We start from the raw sequence: 16133 nt of genomic DNA, 5'->3' as shown, positions 1-16133 counted from the left end.
ATATGGATGAACGTTCCAAGGCCCTGCGCCGACGAGTGATCGAGATGATGCACCTGGGCGGCAGGGGGCATCTGGCCCCGGCCATGTCGCTGATGGAGATCGTGCGCGTACTGTACGACGACATCATGCGTTTCGACCCCGAGAACCCCCTGTGGGAGGAGCGCGACCGCTTCATCCTGAGCAAGGGCCACGGCTGCCTGGCGCAGTACGCCATGCTCGAGGACAAGGGGTTCATCACCTGCGACGACGCCTGCTGCTTCTGCAAGTTCGACGGCATTCTGGGCGGCCACCCCGAGCGGGGCAAGATTCCCGGCGTGGAGGCCTCCACCGGCTCGCTGGGACACGGGTTGTCCATCGGCGTGGGCTTTGCCCTGGCCGCAAGGCATGCCGGGCGCGACAACCGCGTGTTCGTGGTCATGGGCGACGGCGAGTGCAACGAGGGCTCGGTCTGGGAAGCGGCCATGAGCGCGGGCAAGAACCGGCTCGACAACCTCGTGGCCATGGTGGACTACAACAAGCAGCAGTCCTACGGCACCACCGAGGAGGTCATGGACCTGGAACCGTTCGCCGACAAGTGGCGCGCCTTCGGGTTCGCCTGCGTGGAGGTGGACGGCCACGACGTGGACGGACTGCGCGGGGTGCTGACCGATCTCCCGGCCACGGCAGGCAAGCCCACGGCGATCATCTGCCATACCGTGAAGGGCAAGGGCATCCCGTTCATCGAACGCGACCTGACCTGGCACCACAAGACCAAGCTCTCCGACGAGCTCTACACCAGCCTGATCGAAGCGGTCAGTTAGGATAGTTTCATGCGCAAGACCTGCCTCAACTGCATATACGACCTGGCCAAGGAGCATGAGGACATTTTCTTCGTCGGCTCCGACCTGGGCTACAAGACACTCGACAATTTCAAGGAAGAGATGCCCGACCGCTTCTTCATGGAGGGCATCAGCGAACAGCATGTCGTGGGCATGGCCGCCGGTTTGGCCATGGAAGGCAAGACGGTCTACGTCAACACCATCGCCACCTTCCTGACCCGGCGCTGTTTCGACCAGACCGCCATGGACCTGTGTTTGCACAACGTACCCGTGCGGCTGGTGGGCAACGGCGGCGGCATGGTCTACGCCCCGCTGGGCCCGACCCACATGGCCACCGAGGACGTCGCCATCATGCGCGCCCTGCCCAACATGACCGTGGTCGCGGTCTGCGACGCAGAGGAAATGAAGCGCATGATGCCCCAGACCGTGGATTGGGACGGCCCCATCTACATCCGGCTGGCAAAGGGGTACGACCCGGTGGTGTCCAAGCCGGAGCTGGGCTTCACCCTCGGCAAGGGAATCCGATACCAGGAGGGCGCCGACGTGCTGCTGGTGTCCACCGGCGTGTCCCTGCACGTGTGCATCGACGCCGCCGAACTGCTGGCAAAGCAGGGCGTGAGCGCGGCCATCATGCATTCTCCGACCATCAAGCCCTTTGATTCCGAACTGCTGCTCGACATGGCCGACGGCAAGAAGGCCGTTGTCCCCGTCGAGGAGCACTCCACCATCGGCGGCCTGGGCGACGCCGTTGGCGAGACCCTGCTTCAGGCCGGGCTTGCCTCGGTCCCGGCGTTCCGCAAGGTGGGCATCCCGGACGTGTTCACCGAGAACTACGGCAGCCAGAAGGAACTGATGAGCCATTTCGGCATCGACGGCCCGGGCGTGGCCAAAACCGTCACCGAATTGATCGGGTAGGGGGCGTACATGGGCAGGCTCATGAACATCATCACCCCGCTGCACACGGCCACCGCGCGCGAGTACCTGCCGCGCATGATGGACGACAAGGCCGCCTGCATGGTCGTGGCCAAACAGTATGAGAAGGACTACTGGGACGGCGACCGGCGCTACGGCTACGGCGGCTACCGCTTCATGCCGGGGCGATGGAAGCCCGTGGCCGAGGCGCTGATTCGCGAGTACGGCCTGACGGACGGCTCCCGGCTCCTCGACGTCGGTTGCGGCAAGGCGTACCTGCTCTACGAGCTCAAGCAGCTGTTGCCCGGCCTGGTCATCAAGGGGTTCGACATCTCGAAGCACGGGCTGGCCGAGGCCCTGCCCGAAGTGCGGGACGACCTGTTCATCCACGATGCCCGCGAGCCGTTTCCCTTTGAGGACAACGAGTTCGATTTGGTCATCTCCCTGACCACGCTCTTCAACCTGGAGCTGCCGGAACTGGCGGACGCCCTGGACGAGATCGAGCGTGTGGGCAAGGAGAGCTTCATCACCGTGGAGAGCTACCGCAACGAGCAGGAACTGTTCAACCTGCAGTGCTGGGCGTTGACCTGCGAATCCTTTTTCAGCAAGCGCGAGTGGGAGTGGCTCTTCGACCACTTCGGCTTCACCGGCGACTACGAATTCATTTATTTCGAATAGGAGTTGAACGTGGGCAACATATACACCCCGATGAAGATATTCCATTTCAAGGACAAGGTGGACTCCCTGCCCAGGGAAGTCGACACCATCCTGCCGCCCCTGCATATCCGCATCAAGCCGATCAACGCGTGCAACCACAACTGCCGCTACTGCGCCTACCGCGCCGACTCCCTGCAGTTGGGCAAGGACATGCGCATCTCGGATTCCATCCCCAGGGACAAGATGCTGGAGATAACCGAGGACATCATCGACATGGGCGTCAAAGGCGTGACCTTCTCCGGCGGCGGCGAGCCGCTGTTCTATCCCCACCTGGCCGACGTGCTGCACCGTCTCGTGGATTCGCCGGTCAAGTTCGCCACCCTGACAAACGGCGGGCTGCTCAAGGGCGAGGTGGCCGAGATGTTCGCCCACAGCGGCTCCTGGGTCCGCGTGTCCATGGACGGCTGGGACAACGCCAGCTACACCCGATACCGGGGCGTTCAGGACGGCGAGTACGACCGCATCCTGGCCAACATCGAGGCCTTCAAGAAGTTCGGCGGCCCGTGTCGGCTGGGCGTCAGTTACATTGTGGACAAGGAGAACGTGGACCACATCTATGAAGCCGCAAGGCGGGTCAAGGATTTCGGCGGCGATTCCATCAAGATCGGGGCCTGTATCCTGGAGAACGAGGCGGCCCGGAACAACGAATACCACGAGGCCATCTGGGATATGGCGCGCGAGCAGATCGACCGGGTGAACGACGAACTGGCCGGGGACGATTTCGAGGTCTTCGACGCCTACCACAAGCTGGATGAGCGGTTCGAAAAGAAGTACACGTGGTGCCCCTATCTGCAGGTGCTCCCGGTCATCGGCGCGGACTCCAACATCTATTCGTGCCAGGACAAGGCCTACAACCTCGACGAGGGACTGGTCGGCTCCATCAAGGATACGTCCTTCAAGGATTTCTGGATGAGCGACAAGGCCAAGTTCTACAAGATCAACCCGTCCCGGGTGTGCAACCACCACTGCGTGGCCAACTCCAAGAACAAGCTGCTGCTTGACTATCTGGACGCCGACCCGGACCATCTGGCCTTTGTCTAAGGAGTGATCGTGACCCTCTGCTGCCTGTGCAATTCCCCCCGGTTGGAAACCCTGGTCAAGGTCGACGGCCAGCCCCTGGGCAACCGGTTCCTGCAAGCCGCGGACGCGGACGAGTACACGCACGTCAAGCACGCCGCAGTCTGCCTGGATTGCGGGTTGGTGCAGCTGGTCGATCCGATCCCGGCCGAGGAGATGATGCCGGTCTTCGACTGGATCACCTACAACGAGCCGGAGCCGCACCTGGACCGGACCGCCGAGGTCCTGTTCGGACTTCCCGGCATAGGACCCGAGTCCGTGGTGGGCGGCGTGTCCTTCAAGGACGACTCCACCATCGCCCGGCTGGAAAGAATGGGCGTGGAAAACACCTGGCGCATCGACCCTGAAGCGCATCTGGGCGTGGACCGGCCCGGCGTGGGCGTGGAGACCGTGCAGGCGCGGCTGCCCGAGTGCCTGGACACGGGGCTTGCCCGGTTCAGGCAGAGGGCGGATATTCTCATCTCCCGCCACATCATGGAGCACCTGCACGACCTGCGTGGCTACATGCGCGGGCTCAGGGCCATGGTCAGGCCCGGCGGTTATCTCTTTCTGGAAGCGCCGTGCTGCGACGACCAGTTCCGGCTCAAGGATTTCGCCCCGCTCTGGGAGGAGCACCTGCAATACTACACCCCGGCCATCTTCAAGGGGGTGTTCGCGGCCTTCGGCTTCGAGCTGGTCCACTATGAGCGGGTCAGCTATCCGCTGGAGGATTCCCTTGTGGGCGTCGGCCGACTGGTGGGCGAGGAGCAGCCGTTTGTCATCGACGCCGACGAACTGGCCGTCGAGATCGAGCGGGCCAGGGGCTACGGCCGGGGGTTCGACGAGATGCGGGCGTGGTGGCGGGAATACCTGGCCGCGTTCACCAAAGAGCAGGGCAAGGTGGCCGTGTTCGGTGCCGGGCACCTGGGCTGTACCTTCGTCAACCTGCTGGGATTGAAAGAACATATTTCCTTTTTCGTGGACGACAACCCGGACAAGGCCGGGCTGTTCATGCCCGGTTCCCGGCTGCCCATCCTGAAATCCGCCGCCCTCATCGAGGAGGACGTGAAGCTGGCGCTCATGTGCTTCAACCCGGCGGTGGAACCCAAGGTGATCGCCAACAATCAACCGTTTCTGGACAGGGGAGGGCGGTTCGCCTCCATCTTCCCCAAGTCGGCCATCGCACTGGGGCCGGAAAGGAGCGTGTCATGAACTGGCGCAAGGTCAACGACGAGGTCTACTACCTCGACCGGCCGGGAGTCCCGGTGGGCGAGGCCGACCTGGACGAGCTGATCCGGCTGGCTGCGGACAACCCCCGCAGGCGCGCCCGGCTGTGCACCCACGAGGGGCCGGACTCCCTGCTCCAGGAGATGTTCATCGTCCATGGGCGGTCCTGTTACGTGCGCCCGCACAAGCATCTGGACAAGGAGGAGTGCGTGACCATCCTCCTCGGCGAGGTGGACATCGTCCTGTTCGACGAAGACGGCATCGTGACCGAGGTCGTCAGGCTGGGTGACAGAAATTCGGGCCGCCCGTTCTCCTGCCGCATGGTCATGGGCGTCTACCATATGTTCCTGATCCGATCCGAGACCCTGGTCTTCTGCGAGGCCACCACCGGGCCGTTCGATCGAGACAAGATGGTTTTCGCCTCCTGGAGCCCGGACGAGGACGGCGATGTGGCCGGGTATGAATCGAAAGTGGATGCCGTCATCCAGGGGAGGGTTGGGAAATGAGTCGGCCCCATGCGTTGGTCATAGGCGGCACCCATGGTTCGGGACGAGCCCTGGTGCAATTGCTGTCGTGCCAGGGGGACAAGGTTTCAGTGGTGGGGCGCACTGCACCACCCGACAAGGACTTGGCTCTTGAAGGCGTCACCTTTTATCAGGGCGACGTGTGCGACAATAGCCGAATAGTCGAGATTGTGGATCAAGCTGCTGCTGCGGGCCCCTTGACCAAGCTCGCGTTTTTTCAGCGCTTTAGAGGGACGGGCGACGACTGGGAAAACGAGATAGCCGTGACCCTGACCGCCACACGGAACATCATTGATCTGGTGGTGCCCCATATGCCCGATGAGGGAGACAAATCCATCGTGACCGTCAGTTCCATCGCCACCCGGTTCATCGCTTCGGAGCAGCCCGTCAGCTACCATCTGGGCAAGGCCGGAATGGATCAGATCATGCGTTATTACGCAGTGGTGCTTGGTCCCAGGGGGATTCGCGTCAACAGCGTTTGCCCCAGCACCATGATCAAGGAAGAATCAAGAGAATTTTACGCCGGCAACAAGCCGCTGACCGATTTGTATGAGCGCATCACGCCTCTTGGTCGTGTCGGCACTGCCGAGGATTGTGGCAATGTGGTGGAGTTCCTCCTGTCATCCAAGGCGGGATTTGTCACCGGGCAGCAAATCATGCTGGACGGGGGCATCTCCCTCCAGTGGCCCGAAGGGCTTTGCCGCGAGATTGCCGGTTTGAATGTTCAGGTAACCCGTAAAACGGATAACGAGAAATAATGACTGATTTTTACAAACGCGACGACTGCCGACTCTGCCGGTCCAAGTCCCTTGAGACCGTTCTGGACATCGCCACCACCCCGGTTGGCGACGATTTCGTGACCGGGGACAGGCTCGGCAAGGGCCAGCCCACGTTCCCATTGGAGCTGTGCGTGTGCACCAATTGCGGGCTGCTGCAGCTGCCCGGCGTCATCAACCCCGAGCTGATCTATTCCGACTATCTTTACGAGACCTCCATCTCGCTGGGCTTGGAAGAACACTTCCTGAAATATGCCCGCAAGATGATCGAGCAGGTCAAGCCGGACGACAACGCGCTGGTGGTGGACATCGGCTCCAACGTGGGCTGCATGCTCCAGGGCGTGAAGGCGCTCGGCTACCCCGTACTCGGCATCGAGCCCGCTTCGGCCCTGGCGAAAAAGGCCACGGACGCGGGCGTGGAGACCTGGCCCCTGTTCTTCAACCGCGAGACCGCGGTCAAGGTGCGCGAGGAACGCGGCCCGGCGGGCATCGTCACGGCCAACAACGTGTTCGCCAACATCGACGATCTGACCGACATGATGGAAGGCATCGTGGAGCTGCTCGACGACAACGGCGTGTTCGTGTTCGAGACCGGCTACATGGTCGATACCGTGCAGAATACGGTCATCGACAATGTCTACCACGAACACCTCTGCTATTTTTCCATCCTGCCGCTGATCAAATTCTTCGACAGTCATGGCCTGGAGTTCATCGACGTGGAGCGCGTGCCCACCAAGGGCGGCTCCATTCGCGGCGTGGTCCAGCGCAAGAGTGGCCCCCGTGCCGTGTCCGAGTCCGTCACCGGGCTGGCCACCCTGGAACGGGAGCTGGGCTTCGAGGGTATGGCCCCGTTCAGGAATCTCGTGGGCCGCGTGGAGACCATGAAGCGCGAACTGCTGGAACTCATCGACTCCCTGCGCGCCGAGGGCAAGTCCGTGGCCGCCTACGGCGCGTCCGTGGGCGTGACCACCATGCTCTACTACCTGGAGTTGGAGGGCCGCATCGACTGCCTCTATGACGACAACCCGGTCAAGTTCGACACCTTCAGCCCGGGCATGCACATCCCGGTCTATAACTCGGACGAGATTTACAAGCGCAAGCCCGACTACATCCTGAACATCGCCTGGCGGTACATGAACCCCATCAAGGCGCGTCACGAGAAATACCTGGCCGAGGGCGGCCGGTTCATCACCATGCTGCCCGCTGTCGGCATCATCGAGAAATAAGGCGGACACCGTGGCGATCAAGAAGATTCTCATTCTCGGCCATTCCGGCTTCATCGGCCAGGCCATGATGTCTGACCTGGCGGCCAATGCGCCGGGCGTCGAGGCCGTGGGCCTGTCGTACCCGGATGTGGACTTTTCGAAACGGGAAGACTGGGACAAGGTGGCCGCCCATTTCAACGAGGAGACCGCAGTGGTCTTCCTGGCCGCAGTGAAGCGGCAGGTGGGCGACAACCGCGAGTCCTTTGCCCGGAACATGGACATGATCTACCACCTGGCCGAGGCCGTGGAGAACAATCCCGTGGGCAAGCTGGTCTTCTACAGCTCCACCGCAGTCTACGGCGAGGACGTCCAGCACCCGGACATCACCGAGGAGACCGGAGTGCAGCCCACGTCCTTCTACGGGCTCTGCAAGTTCACTGCCGAACGGGTGCTGCTCAAGGCGTGCGATCCGAAGAGGCTGGTCTGCCTGCGCCCGCCCACTGCCTACGGCGGGGGCGACCTGCCGCAGTACGGCCCGTCCGGGTTCACGCACAAGTCCGTGACCGGCGAGACCATCGTGTTGTGGGGCGACGGCGAGGAAAAACGCGAATTCGTCTACATCGACGACCTGGTGGCCGTGACGCGCCTTGTCATCGGGAGCGATTTCTCCGGCGTGCTCAACGTCTGCGCGGGCAAGAGCTACACCTTCCGGGACGTGCTCAAGTGCGTGGCCGGACTGCCCACCGGTCTGCCGCCCCTGGATCAGCGGGAGCGGACCAAGGACAAGGTGGACAACTACTTCGACAACACGCTGTTCCGTGAAACCTTTCCCGACTTCGCGTTCACCCCGCTTGAAGAGGGCATCCTCAAGACCTACGAAGCCAAGCGCGCGGCGTTGTCGCCTACTTCCTGATAAAAGACAGGTACTGCTGGCCGCGTCCGAAGAACGGGGTGAAGTCCGGCAGGGCCGGAAATTCGCCTGTTGCGAGATAGGTGCCGAGGCCCTTCTCGAAATCGGTGACGCTGGCCGCCGTCTGCTGCGAGAATTCGCCGATGGCTTTGGCCAGTTCCTGCAATTGGCTCCGGATTGGGGCCAGGAGCTCGTCTTTTCCTGTCGTTTCGTACTGCAATTCCGTTTTGGTGAATTCCCTTATTAATTCGGCAAGATGCATATTGTTTGCCTCGTGGCGCGGCGGGAACAGACAGCGGTAGTCGATGAAGTTGTGCAGGTTCTCCCTGTACGAGCGGATGCCGAGCTGGTTGTCGGAGGTTGCCCGGAGTGGGACCTCCTTGTACCATGTCCAATCCGTGAGAAAGTCGGGCGACGCGGCGTGGACGTCGAACTCGGCGTCCAGGGTGGTGATCGCTTCCTCAATGGAGAAGTAGTTGCCGATAAATGGCTGCAAAATCTGATCAAGAATCCAATCTTCATATGGTCTGGACATGCCCGACAGGGAGTCGAGGTCATTTTTGAAGACGGGTAGCAGCTGGGCCACCTGTTTGTCGATGGGGTCGGATTTGTCGATGAGGATATGTGCTTCCAGCCTACGGAGGTTGTCGCCCAGAGCGGAAATCTCGTCGATGCAGGTGATGAATATGGCCCCGCCCGGTGCAACGAAGCGGGCGACGTTTTTCAAGATGCCTTGGGGATCGATCTGCCAGGGGATGCACCCTTCGCACATAACCAGGTCGAATCGTTCGTCCGTCTTGAAGTCTTCGATAAAGCTTTCGACCACGACGATTTCCGTGTCGTTGTTCTCCAGCCGTTTTCGAGTCTCGGCCAGGCCGGTCGGGTTGGCGTCGACCAGGACATAGCGAGCCGGATTCAGGTTGGCTGTGTACAGGGCGTTGTGCCCGCTGCCGGGGCCGAATTCCAACACGTTTTTGCCTTTGAGAAAGGACGGTACCATACCCAGTTGTCGGTACAGCGCCTGCCGCCGCGCATAATGTGCGTCGAGGTCGGAGACATCCTGGGAGACAGGGGATATCTTATGCTTGTCGTAAAAGTCGATAAAGGCTCGTGTATGCTTGGCCATGTCTGTCCTGTTATTTTTCTAGCGAAGCCAGTGGGGGTTGTTTTTGAGAAAGGCGCTGCCGATCAGGCCCACGCAGATGTTGTCGGGCGAGAGACGCTTGTAGTGCGACCAGAATTGTTCCCGACGTTCTTTGTCTTCGACCGTCTCGATCCATGAACCGTCGAGCCGAGCCGTCATTTCCTTTACGGCTTCCAGGATTTCCTGCGAAGTGTTGTCGTGGACCACGATTCCTTTCGGATTGAGTTGTCTGGGTGTCGCCATATCCGCCATGCCGCTTTCCAGCAGTTCGCTCAGGGTCAGGTATCGTTTTTCCTCGACGTGCCAATATTGTTTGGGGATGAGCATGCAACCGGGTTTCAGAATAGGGGCGCGTGATATGGGCATGAAGTCCACGTAGAGTACGGGCTTGCGGAAAACCAGGGAAGCGAGGCCATCAAGTCCCGTGGCCGAACTGAAGAAAAAGTGGCATTTCCCTGAAAGGTAGATGTCGAGAAGTTCGGTCCGTTTCCCGGACAGGCTGTAGTCCAGTATGTTGGGATGGTTCGTTTTTAGCGGGGATTTAACGACACTTCCCATTCGAATGGTTTTGTACCTGTCGGCGATATATTCCAGGGCCGGTATGAACGTGTCGATTTCCACGTTCCGGTAGCTGTCGAGTTCCGTGGGTTCCTTGATTTGCTGCAGGTAGGTGTTGTCCCTGGCCAGAAGCGGGACGAACGGTGTGTTTGGATTTATGCCCAGCATCTTGCATTGGCGATGGGCCTCTGCTGTTTCCTCGGCGGTGAAATCGATGTGCTGTCGTGTCCGGGTGGTCAGGTGCTTTCGGTCATCCCCCCATAGCTTGCAGAGTTCCATGGAGCTGACTCCCAGACCGCCCAACTTATGGCAAACGTCGAACAGCGGGAGGAATGCGTTGTGAATGGGGAGTACTCTTTTGTGCATTGCCAGTAGGGCGTGGTTGCTCGGCTTGTCGCGGTGTACGTAAACGCAAAATTCTTTGGGCCGCAGTCCCAACTCGAGTTCGCACAACAGTTCTTCCTGATTGCCGATCATCTGGCCGACGCGTTCGACCCTGAGCGCGTAGAGCCTGAAGGGTACCGGGGATATTTTGTTGAAAACAGCCGCCAGAAGCGCAAAGGGGAGCATGAGAGGGAAGTAAAATAACCGGAACCACCGAAGGTGGATTCTGTATTCAGGTCTTTTGCCCATAGGTTGGATGTAATGTGCTGTATTGATTGGATGTTTGTTGGCTGTGAAGGGAAGCGTCAAAACCAATTGAAATATTAGAATTATCCGATGAAGTAGTCAAGTGGCCCTTGATGCGCTCGCGACACGGATAATAACGGTTGTGCTTCAAGTGTTGATGGGGTATAATATATAGTTATTGCTGGTGATAAGTGGATTGATTGTCGTTTGAAGGACATACTTCTTTTGAGGGGTGCTTGGTTTTCCCGGGCATAGCACATGCTGTTCAATTCGTACATATACATATTCTTTTTCCTGCCGACGGTTTTGGTTGTATATTTCCTGTTGAACAGGATGAAACTGGTGGTCGGCGCTAAAATTTGGCTGGTAGTTTCTTCGGTCTTTTTTTATTCCTACTGGACGCCCGAATATTCGTTTCTGATTATCCTGTCGGTGCTGGTGAACTATGGCTTGGGTGCCGTGCTGCAACGGTCTTCTCTCGATAAAGAGTTGCGGAGGAGGACGTTGATCCTAGGCGTTGGAGTGAATCTGGCGGCTTTGGGGTGGTTCAAATATGCCGATTTTTTCGTCGAAAACGTCAACGCTTTGGCCGGGACGGTTATCCCCTTGCCCAATGTCGTCCTTCCGTTGGCCATCAGCTTCTTCACGTTCCAGCAATTGGCCTACCTCGTAGATTGCCATCGGGGAAAGGCCAGGGAGCCTCGATTTCTCGACTACAGCCTTTTCGTTTGCTTTTTCCCGCAACTCATTGCCGGTCCCATCGTGCATCACTCGGAGATGATGGGCCAGTTCAAGCAACTTAAAACCAAGATATTCAATTGGGTCAATGTCTCTTCCGGGCTCAACCTGTTTCTCCTGGGCCTTTTCAAGAAGGTTGTCATCGCAGACAGGTTGTCTCCCTGGGTGGCGCAGGGGTTTGATAATCCTGCCTCCTTGAATCTGCTTGCCTCCTGGGCTTCCAGCCTGGCCTATACTTTTCAGATTTATTTTGACTTCAGCGGCTATACGGACATGGCCATGGGCACAGCTTTGATGTTGAACATCAAGTTGCCACAGAATTTCAACTCTCCGTACAAGGCGCTCAGCATTCAGGATTTCTGGTCACGTTGGCACATGACGCTCAGCCGTTTTTTGCGGGATTATCTCTATATTCCACTGGGTGGCAACCGGTACGGCCTTTCGAGTACATGTCGGAATCTGTTCATTACCTTCCTTCTGGGCGGGATTTGGCACGGGGCGGGCTGGACTTTTGTTATCTGGGGAGTGCTGCACGGCCTGGCCATGGTGGTGCACCGTTTTTGGACCAATGCCGGCTTGCGCATGTCAAAATATCTAGCGTGGCCTGTGGTGTTTCTTTTCGTCAACTTCGCCTGGGTATTCTTTCGGGCAAAGACCTTTGCCGATGCCATGCGCATGCTCAAAAGCATGGTCGGCCTTAATGACATCGTGCTGCCCAAGTTCATGCAGTCGGCATTTCTCGCAGACTATGGTGTTGCCTTTTCCAGCCCCTTGTACGGATTCCATCAGCGCGATCTTGTTGTGCCGCTGTTGGCGGCCTGTTTTTTGTCCTGCCTGTGGTGCAGCAATTCCAACGAGATAACGGAACGGTTCACCCCCACGCGCCTGCGGCTCGTTGGTGCCGTGGCGGTTGCCGTAATGAGCATTATCTATGTAGGGAGCCCCAGTGAATTTATTTATTTCCAGTTTTAGGAAAATAAATCATTCAATGTCGCATAGGCGTTTCGCCGTTGTGCTGCTGTTCTTTACCGGCATAATTGTCGGATTTATTTATTTTCTGGGCATGTGTATCGATTTGGAGGACACCATACGGCCGGAGGATTATCTGGCCCTGTTGAACGACAACGATACGTATGGTTGCAAGAATTCGATTCGGATTCATCCTGAAGTCCTGGTCCTGGGTGATTCCCATGCATATACGGCGTTCGATTTTAATATGTTGGCAGAGGCTCTTGGTACATATCGGATAGCCGCATGCACTCTGGGAGGGTCGTATACGGAGACGTTTCTGTTCGCACTCAAGCACTACGAGTCTCTTGGAGAGTTGCCCAAGACGATAATTTACTCGACGTCGCCAAGGCAGTTTTGGGAGGACGGCAACAAGGCTCGGATGCTGTTCAGCCAGAAGGCGCAGATTGCCTCGATTAATGAGGGAGATCTGTTGTTTTCAATACAGAATATCTTCGCCTGGCTGTTTATCAAGAATGAGAACGCACACCAGCAGGCATTGGCGCGCGTAAGTGAGCACACCCCGCTGGTCGAAGGGATGAATGAAGATGATATCGGCAGGGTGCTGAAGGACTCGGAATCGACAGCCGAAAATTTGAAACGCTGGCTACGGAGCATTCAGGAGGCCCAGATCACCGATGGATCGGAAGAGATGGTCCGTGAGATTGGGGATATCGTCCGCAGGAATGGAATCAATTTGATCGTGGTGGCTATCCCCGAGAGCGCTTGGCTGGAAGCGCAGTACCCCGATTGGCTTCGGGATAACTATTATGCATTGCTGGATCAATTCAGGCCTTTTGCCAGACGGGTCCTGATCTACACCACCAGTGATGTGGGGCTGGGGAATCGACATTTTATCAACCGGTCCCTCAAGTCGGGCTATGATTATGGCAAGTGGAGCGACCCGGATTATCTTGATTCCAGTGGCCTGAACGCCGATCACATCGGGGCTGTCGGTGCGGTGCTGTTCACGAAAAAGGCCGCCAAGGATATTGTTGATGCGTTGAAGTAGGGTTTTATTGGGGCTGTCCCGGATAAGTCCTCCGGGTTGCCGATACGGCAATGCAAAAAAGTCGTTTAAGCAACTAGAACAGTGGATTGAAAAATATATGGGCCGGCTGTCCGGTAGAGCCCCTTTTTATTGTGCAGTAAAAAAGGCTTGCGGTAGATACCGCAAGCCTTTTTTTGTTTTGATATTCGCCAGGAGTATTACAGGATTTGGCTCAGGAAGAGTTTGGTCCGGTCGTGTTCCGGGTTGGTGAAGAAGTGCTCGGGGGTGCCGACCTCGACGATCTTGCCCTCGTCCATGAACACGACGTGGTCGGCCACTTCGCGGGCAAAGCCCATTTCGTGGGTGACCACGACCATGGTCATGCCTTCCTTGGCCAGGGCCTTCATGACGTCCAGGACCTCGCCGACCATTTCCGGGTCCAGGGCCGAGGTGGGTTCGTCAAAGAGCATGACCTTGGGGTTCATGGCCAGGGCGCGGGCGATGGCCACACGCTGCTGTTGGCCGCCGGAGAGCTGTGCCGGGTAGTTGTCCGCCTTGGCGTGGATGCCGACCTTGTTCAGAAGCGTCATGGCCGTTTCCATGGATTCCTTCTTGCCCCGCTTGCGCACCGAGGTCTGTCCCACGGTCACGTTTTCCAGCACGGTCAGGTGCGGGAAGAGGTTGAAGGACTGGAAGACCATGCCCACCTCCATGCGCACCTTGTTGATGTTGGTCTTGCGGTCGAGGACGTCCACGCCGTCGATCATGATGTGCCCGGACTCGGCGTGTTCCAGCCGGTTCAGGCAGCGCAGGAAGGTGGACTTGCCGGACCCGGACGGGCCGATGACCACGACCACCTCGCCGGGATTGATGTGGTAGGACACGTCGTGCAGGGCCTGCACTTCCTGGGGGACGAAGAAGGTCTTGTATACGTTTTTGACGTCTATCATGTTAGGCCTCCGCAGTCCGCTGTTCGAGGTACTGGACAAACATCGACAAGGAGAAGGTCAGCACCAGGTACAGGATGCCGCAAACGAACCAGAGCTCGTAGGGCATGAGAGAGGTGGTGACCGCCTCGCGGGTGGCTTTGGTCAGCTCGCGGATGGCGATGACGCCGAGCAGCGAGGAGTCCTTGATCAGGCTGATGAACTGTCCGGCCAGGGGCGGCAGGATGCGCTTGAAGGCCTGGGGCAGGATGATCTTGCGCATGGCCGTGATCTTGGTCATGCCCAGGCTGCGGGCGGCTTCCATCTGTCCCCTGTTGATGGACTGGATGCCCGCCCGGACGATCTCGGCCACGTAGGCCCCGGCGAAGATGGCCAGGGAGGCCACGCCGAACCAGAGTTCCGGGATCTGGAACATGCCCGCCTTGAGCAGCAGGTTGTTGATGATGGTCCCGAGGACGAAGTACCAGATCATGATCTGGACGAGCAGGGGCGTGCCTCGGATGATCTCGATGTAGGTGATGGCGGACATCTTCAGGAACGGGTTGGTCGATATCCTTGACAGCCCTGTGAAAAGGCCGATCAGGATGCCGAACATGATGGCCACTATACTGACTTCCAGCGTGATGAGCATACCTTCGAGCAGCATGCCCATCTTCTGCTCGGAGTAGACGCCGATCGTATCGCCCATGTAGACGGTGTCGCCTTGGGAGATGCGGACATCGGATCCGGGGATCGTGTAGTATTCGGAGTCGCCGCCGCCGCTGACGATGACGACCGAGTCCTCCCCCTTCCTGGTGATGGAGGTGACTTCGCCTTCGATTTCGGCGTTGATGTTCACGGTGTCGGTATAATAGAAATATCTTGGGATGCGGTTCCACCGCCAGATGTAGTCAGTCTGCATGGTGGCCCAATAGAAACCGAGGCAGACACCGATGAGGGCCACCGCGTACACGACTTTCCACATTAGGTTCTTATCGAACCCCTTAGCGGGGACGATTTTCTTCTCTTCTGTCATTGTAAGCTCGATGAGATAAAAGCGCGAAAAAAGACCGGGGGCCGCTTTGGGCGACCCCCGGATGGTCATTCAGTCTCTACTGGATATCCTGATACCACTCGTCGGAACCGAACCACTTGTTGTAGATTCGGTCGTAGCGGCCGTCGTTCTTGATCTGAACAAGGAAGTTGTTCAGCCAATTCAGGAAGTCCGGGTCACCCTTGTTGATGGCCCAACCCAGGGGCTCGTAGGTGAAGGGCTTGTCCAGGAACTTCATGCCGGCGTCCTTGCCGCGCTGTGCGTAGAAGATGGAGGTCATGGGCAGGTCGTAGACGGTAGCGGCGGCCTTGCCGTTCAGGGCTTCCAGCATGGCCTGGTCTTCCATCTCGAAGGACTTGTAGGTGGCCTTGGGGAAGAGACGCTTGGCGGCCTGTTCGCCGGTGGTGCCGAGCTTGGAGGTGATGGTGTACTTGGGATCGTTCAGCTGTTTCCAGTCGGTGATCTCGTCAGCGAACTGCTTGGAGATCAGGGCGGTCTGGCCGACGATGATGTACGGGTTGGCGAAGTTGACCTTCAGGTTGCGTTCCTGGTTGACGGTCATGCCGGAGGCGATGAGGTCGTACTTGTTGGACAGGAGGCCGGGGATGATGCCGTCCCAGGCGGTGTTGACGATCTCGAGCTTCACGCCCATGGCCTTGGCCATTTCGGTGACCATGTCGACGTCGAAGCCGACCACGGCGCCTTTCTTGTCGGTCATTTCGAACGGCATGTAGCCGGATTCGAGACCCACGCGCAGAACGCCGCTCTGGACGACTTTTTCAAGGGTGGAAGCTTTCTGCAGTTCCAGGCGGACGTTGATGTCTTCCTTGACGGGTGCAGCGGCTTTTTCTTCCGCAGTCTGCTGGCTGCATGCGAACATGAAAATCAGGGTGCCGAGAATGGCAGCAAGAGCGATTAAGCGTTTCATCCTTTCCTCCA

Annotated in this window: 16 protein-coding genes; 11 read left to right on the top strand and 5 right to left on the bottom strand. The window is 58.5% G+C overall.

Annotated elements, in window-relative coordinates; all coding sequences use genetic code 11:
- Positions 1-2: 2 nt before the first annotated feature.
- From OO730_RS02745 to OO730_RS02705, 9 genes are read left to right on the top strand one after another with little or no spacing between them, the layout of a single operon-like run.
- Positions 3-800 carry a transketolase gene (locus OO730_RS02745; protein WP_264983047.1) on the top strand — a complete coding sequence of 266 codons (798 nt, stop codon included), beginning with the start codon at positions 3-5 and terminating at the stop codon, positions 798-800.
- Between the two features lie 9 nt (positions 801-809).
- Entirely contained in the window at positions 810-1733 is a 924-nt protein-coding gene (locus OO730_RS02740) for a transketolase family protein (protein WP_264983046.1), read from the top strand.
- Between the two features lie 9 nt (positions 1734-1742).
- Positions 1743-2408 (top strand): class I SAM-dependent methyltransferase, encoded by a 666-nt coding sequence (locus OO730_RS02735; RefSeq protein WP_264983045.1) that lies wholly within the window; start codon positions 1743-1745, stop codon positions 2406-2408.
- Between the two features lie 9 nt (positions 2409-2417).
- Positions 2418-3488, top strand: coding sequence for a radical SAM protein (locus OO730_RS02730; RefSeq protein ID WP_264983044.1), 1071 nt, complete (start codon positions 2418-2420; stop codon positions 3486-3488).
- A 9-nt stretch (positions 3489-3497) separates the two neighbouring features.
- A complete protein-coding gene (locus tag OO730_RS02725) occupies positions 3498-4715 on the top strand; it encodes a class I SAM-dependent methyltransferase (RefSeq protein WP_264983043.1) in 1218 nt (405 codons plus the stop codon).
- Positions 4712-5236 (top strand): WbuC family cupin fold metalloprotein, encoded by a 525-nt coding sequence (locus OO730_RS02720; RefSeq protein WP_264983042.1) that lies wholly within the window; start codon positions 4712-4714, stop codon positions 5234-5236. The genes OO730_RS02725 and OO730_RS02720 overlap by 4 nt, the downstream gene beginning before the upstream one ends.
- The gene (locus tag OO730_RS02715; RefSeq protein ID WP_264983041.1) at positions 5233-6012 is read left to right on the top strand and encodes an SDR family NAD(P)-dependent oxidoreductase; all 780 of its coding nucleotides are present in this window, start codon (positions 5233-5235) and stop codon (positions 6010-6012) included. The genes OO730_RS02720 and OO730_RS02715 overlap by 4 nt, the downstream gene beginning before the upstream one ends.
- A complete protein-coding gene (locus OO730_RS02710) occupies positions 6012-7256 on the top strand; it encodes a class I SAM-dependent methyltransferase (RefSeq protein ID WP_264983040.1) in 1245 nt (414 codons plus the stop codon). The genes OO730_RS02715 and OO730_RS02710 overlap by 1 nt, the downstream gene beginning before the upstream one ends.
- Positions 7257-7266: 10 nt before the next feature.
- Positions 7267-8148 carry an NAD-dependent epimerase/dehydratase family protein gene (locus OO730_RS02705; protein ID WP_264983039.1) on the top strand — a complete coding sequence of 294 codons (882 nt, stop codon included), beginning with the start codon at positions 7267-7269 and terminating at the stop codon, positions 8146-8148.
- On the opposite strand, the gene OO730_RS02700 is transcribed toward OO730_RS02705, so the two are convergent.
- Both OO730_RS02700 and OO730_RS02695 read right to left on the bottom strand, forming a co-directional pair.
- The gene (locus OO730_RS02700) at positions 8138-9271 is read right to left on the bottom strand and encodes a class I SAM-dependent methyltransferase (protein ID WP_264983038.1); all 1134 of its coding nucleotides are present in this window, start codon (positions 9269-9271) and stop codon (positions 8138-8140) included. The two genes, OO730_RS02705 and OO730_RS02700, sit on opposite strands and share 11 nt — an antisense overlap.
- 18 nt (positions 9272-9289) lie before the next feature.
- Positions 9290-10126 carry a TIGR04372 family glycosyltransferase gene (locus OO730_RS02695; protein ID WP_264983037.1) on the bottom strand — a complete coding sequence of 279 codons (837 nt, stop codon included), beginning with the start codon at positions 10124-10126 and terminating at the stop codon, positions 9290-9292.
- A gap of 609 nt (positions 10127-10735) precedes the next feature.
- Between OO730_RS02695 and OO730_RS02690 the strand changes: the two genes are divergently transcribed.
- Together OO730_RS02690 and OO730_RS02685 are read left to right on the top strand one after the other, a co-directional pair.
- Positions 10736-12187, top strand: coding sequence for an MBOAT family O-acyltransferase (locus OO730_RS02690; RefSeq protein ID WP_264983036.1), 1452 nt, complete (start codon positions 10736-10738; stop codon positions 12185-12187).
- Positions 12162-13235 (top strand): hypothetical protein, encoded by a 1074-nt coding sequence (locus OO730_RS02685; RefSeq protein WP_264983035.1) that lies wholly within the window; start codon positions 12162-12164, stop codon positions 13233-13235. Before OO730_RS02690 ends, OO730_RS02685 begins: the two co-directional genes overlap by 26 nt.
- 197 nt (positions 13236-13432) lie before the next feature.
- Here OO730_RS02685 and OO730_RS02680 read toward each other — a convergent pair whose 3' ends face one another.
- From OO730_RS02680 to OO730_RS02670, 3 genes are all read right to left on the bottom strand, one after another.
- Positions 13433-14164 carry an amino acid ABC transporter ATP-binding protein gene (locus OO730_RS02680; protein WP_264983034.1) on the bottom strand — a complete coding sequence of 244 codons (732 nt, stop codon included), beginning with the start codon at positions 14162-14164 and terminating at the stop codon, positions 13433-13435.
- 1 nt (position 14165) lies between these two features.
- Positions 14166-15125, bottom strand: coding sequence for an amino acid ABC transporter permease (locus OO730_RS02675; protein WP_264983033.1), 960 nt, complete (start codon positions 15123-15125; stop codon positions 14166-14168).
- Positions 15126-15252: 127 nt separating this feature from the next.
- Positions 15253-16122, bottom strand: coding sequence for a transporter substrate-binding domain-containing protein (locus OO730_RS02670; RefSeq protein ID WP_264983032.1), 870 nt, complete (start codon positions 16120-16122; stop codon positions 15253-15255).
- Between the last annotated feature and the right edge of the window lie 11 nt (positions 16123-16133).

The sequence above is a fragment of the Pseudodesulfovibrio portus genome (assembly GCF_026000375.1).
Taxonomy (GTDB): Bacteria; Desulfobacterota; Desulfovibrionia; order Desulfovibrionales; family Desulfovibrionaceae; genus Pseudodesulfovibrio; species Pseudodesulfovibrio portus.
The sequence above is the reverse complement of the archived record's forward strand: the minus strand, read 5'-3'. Positions and strand labels throughout refer to the sequence as shown.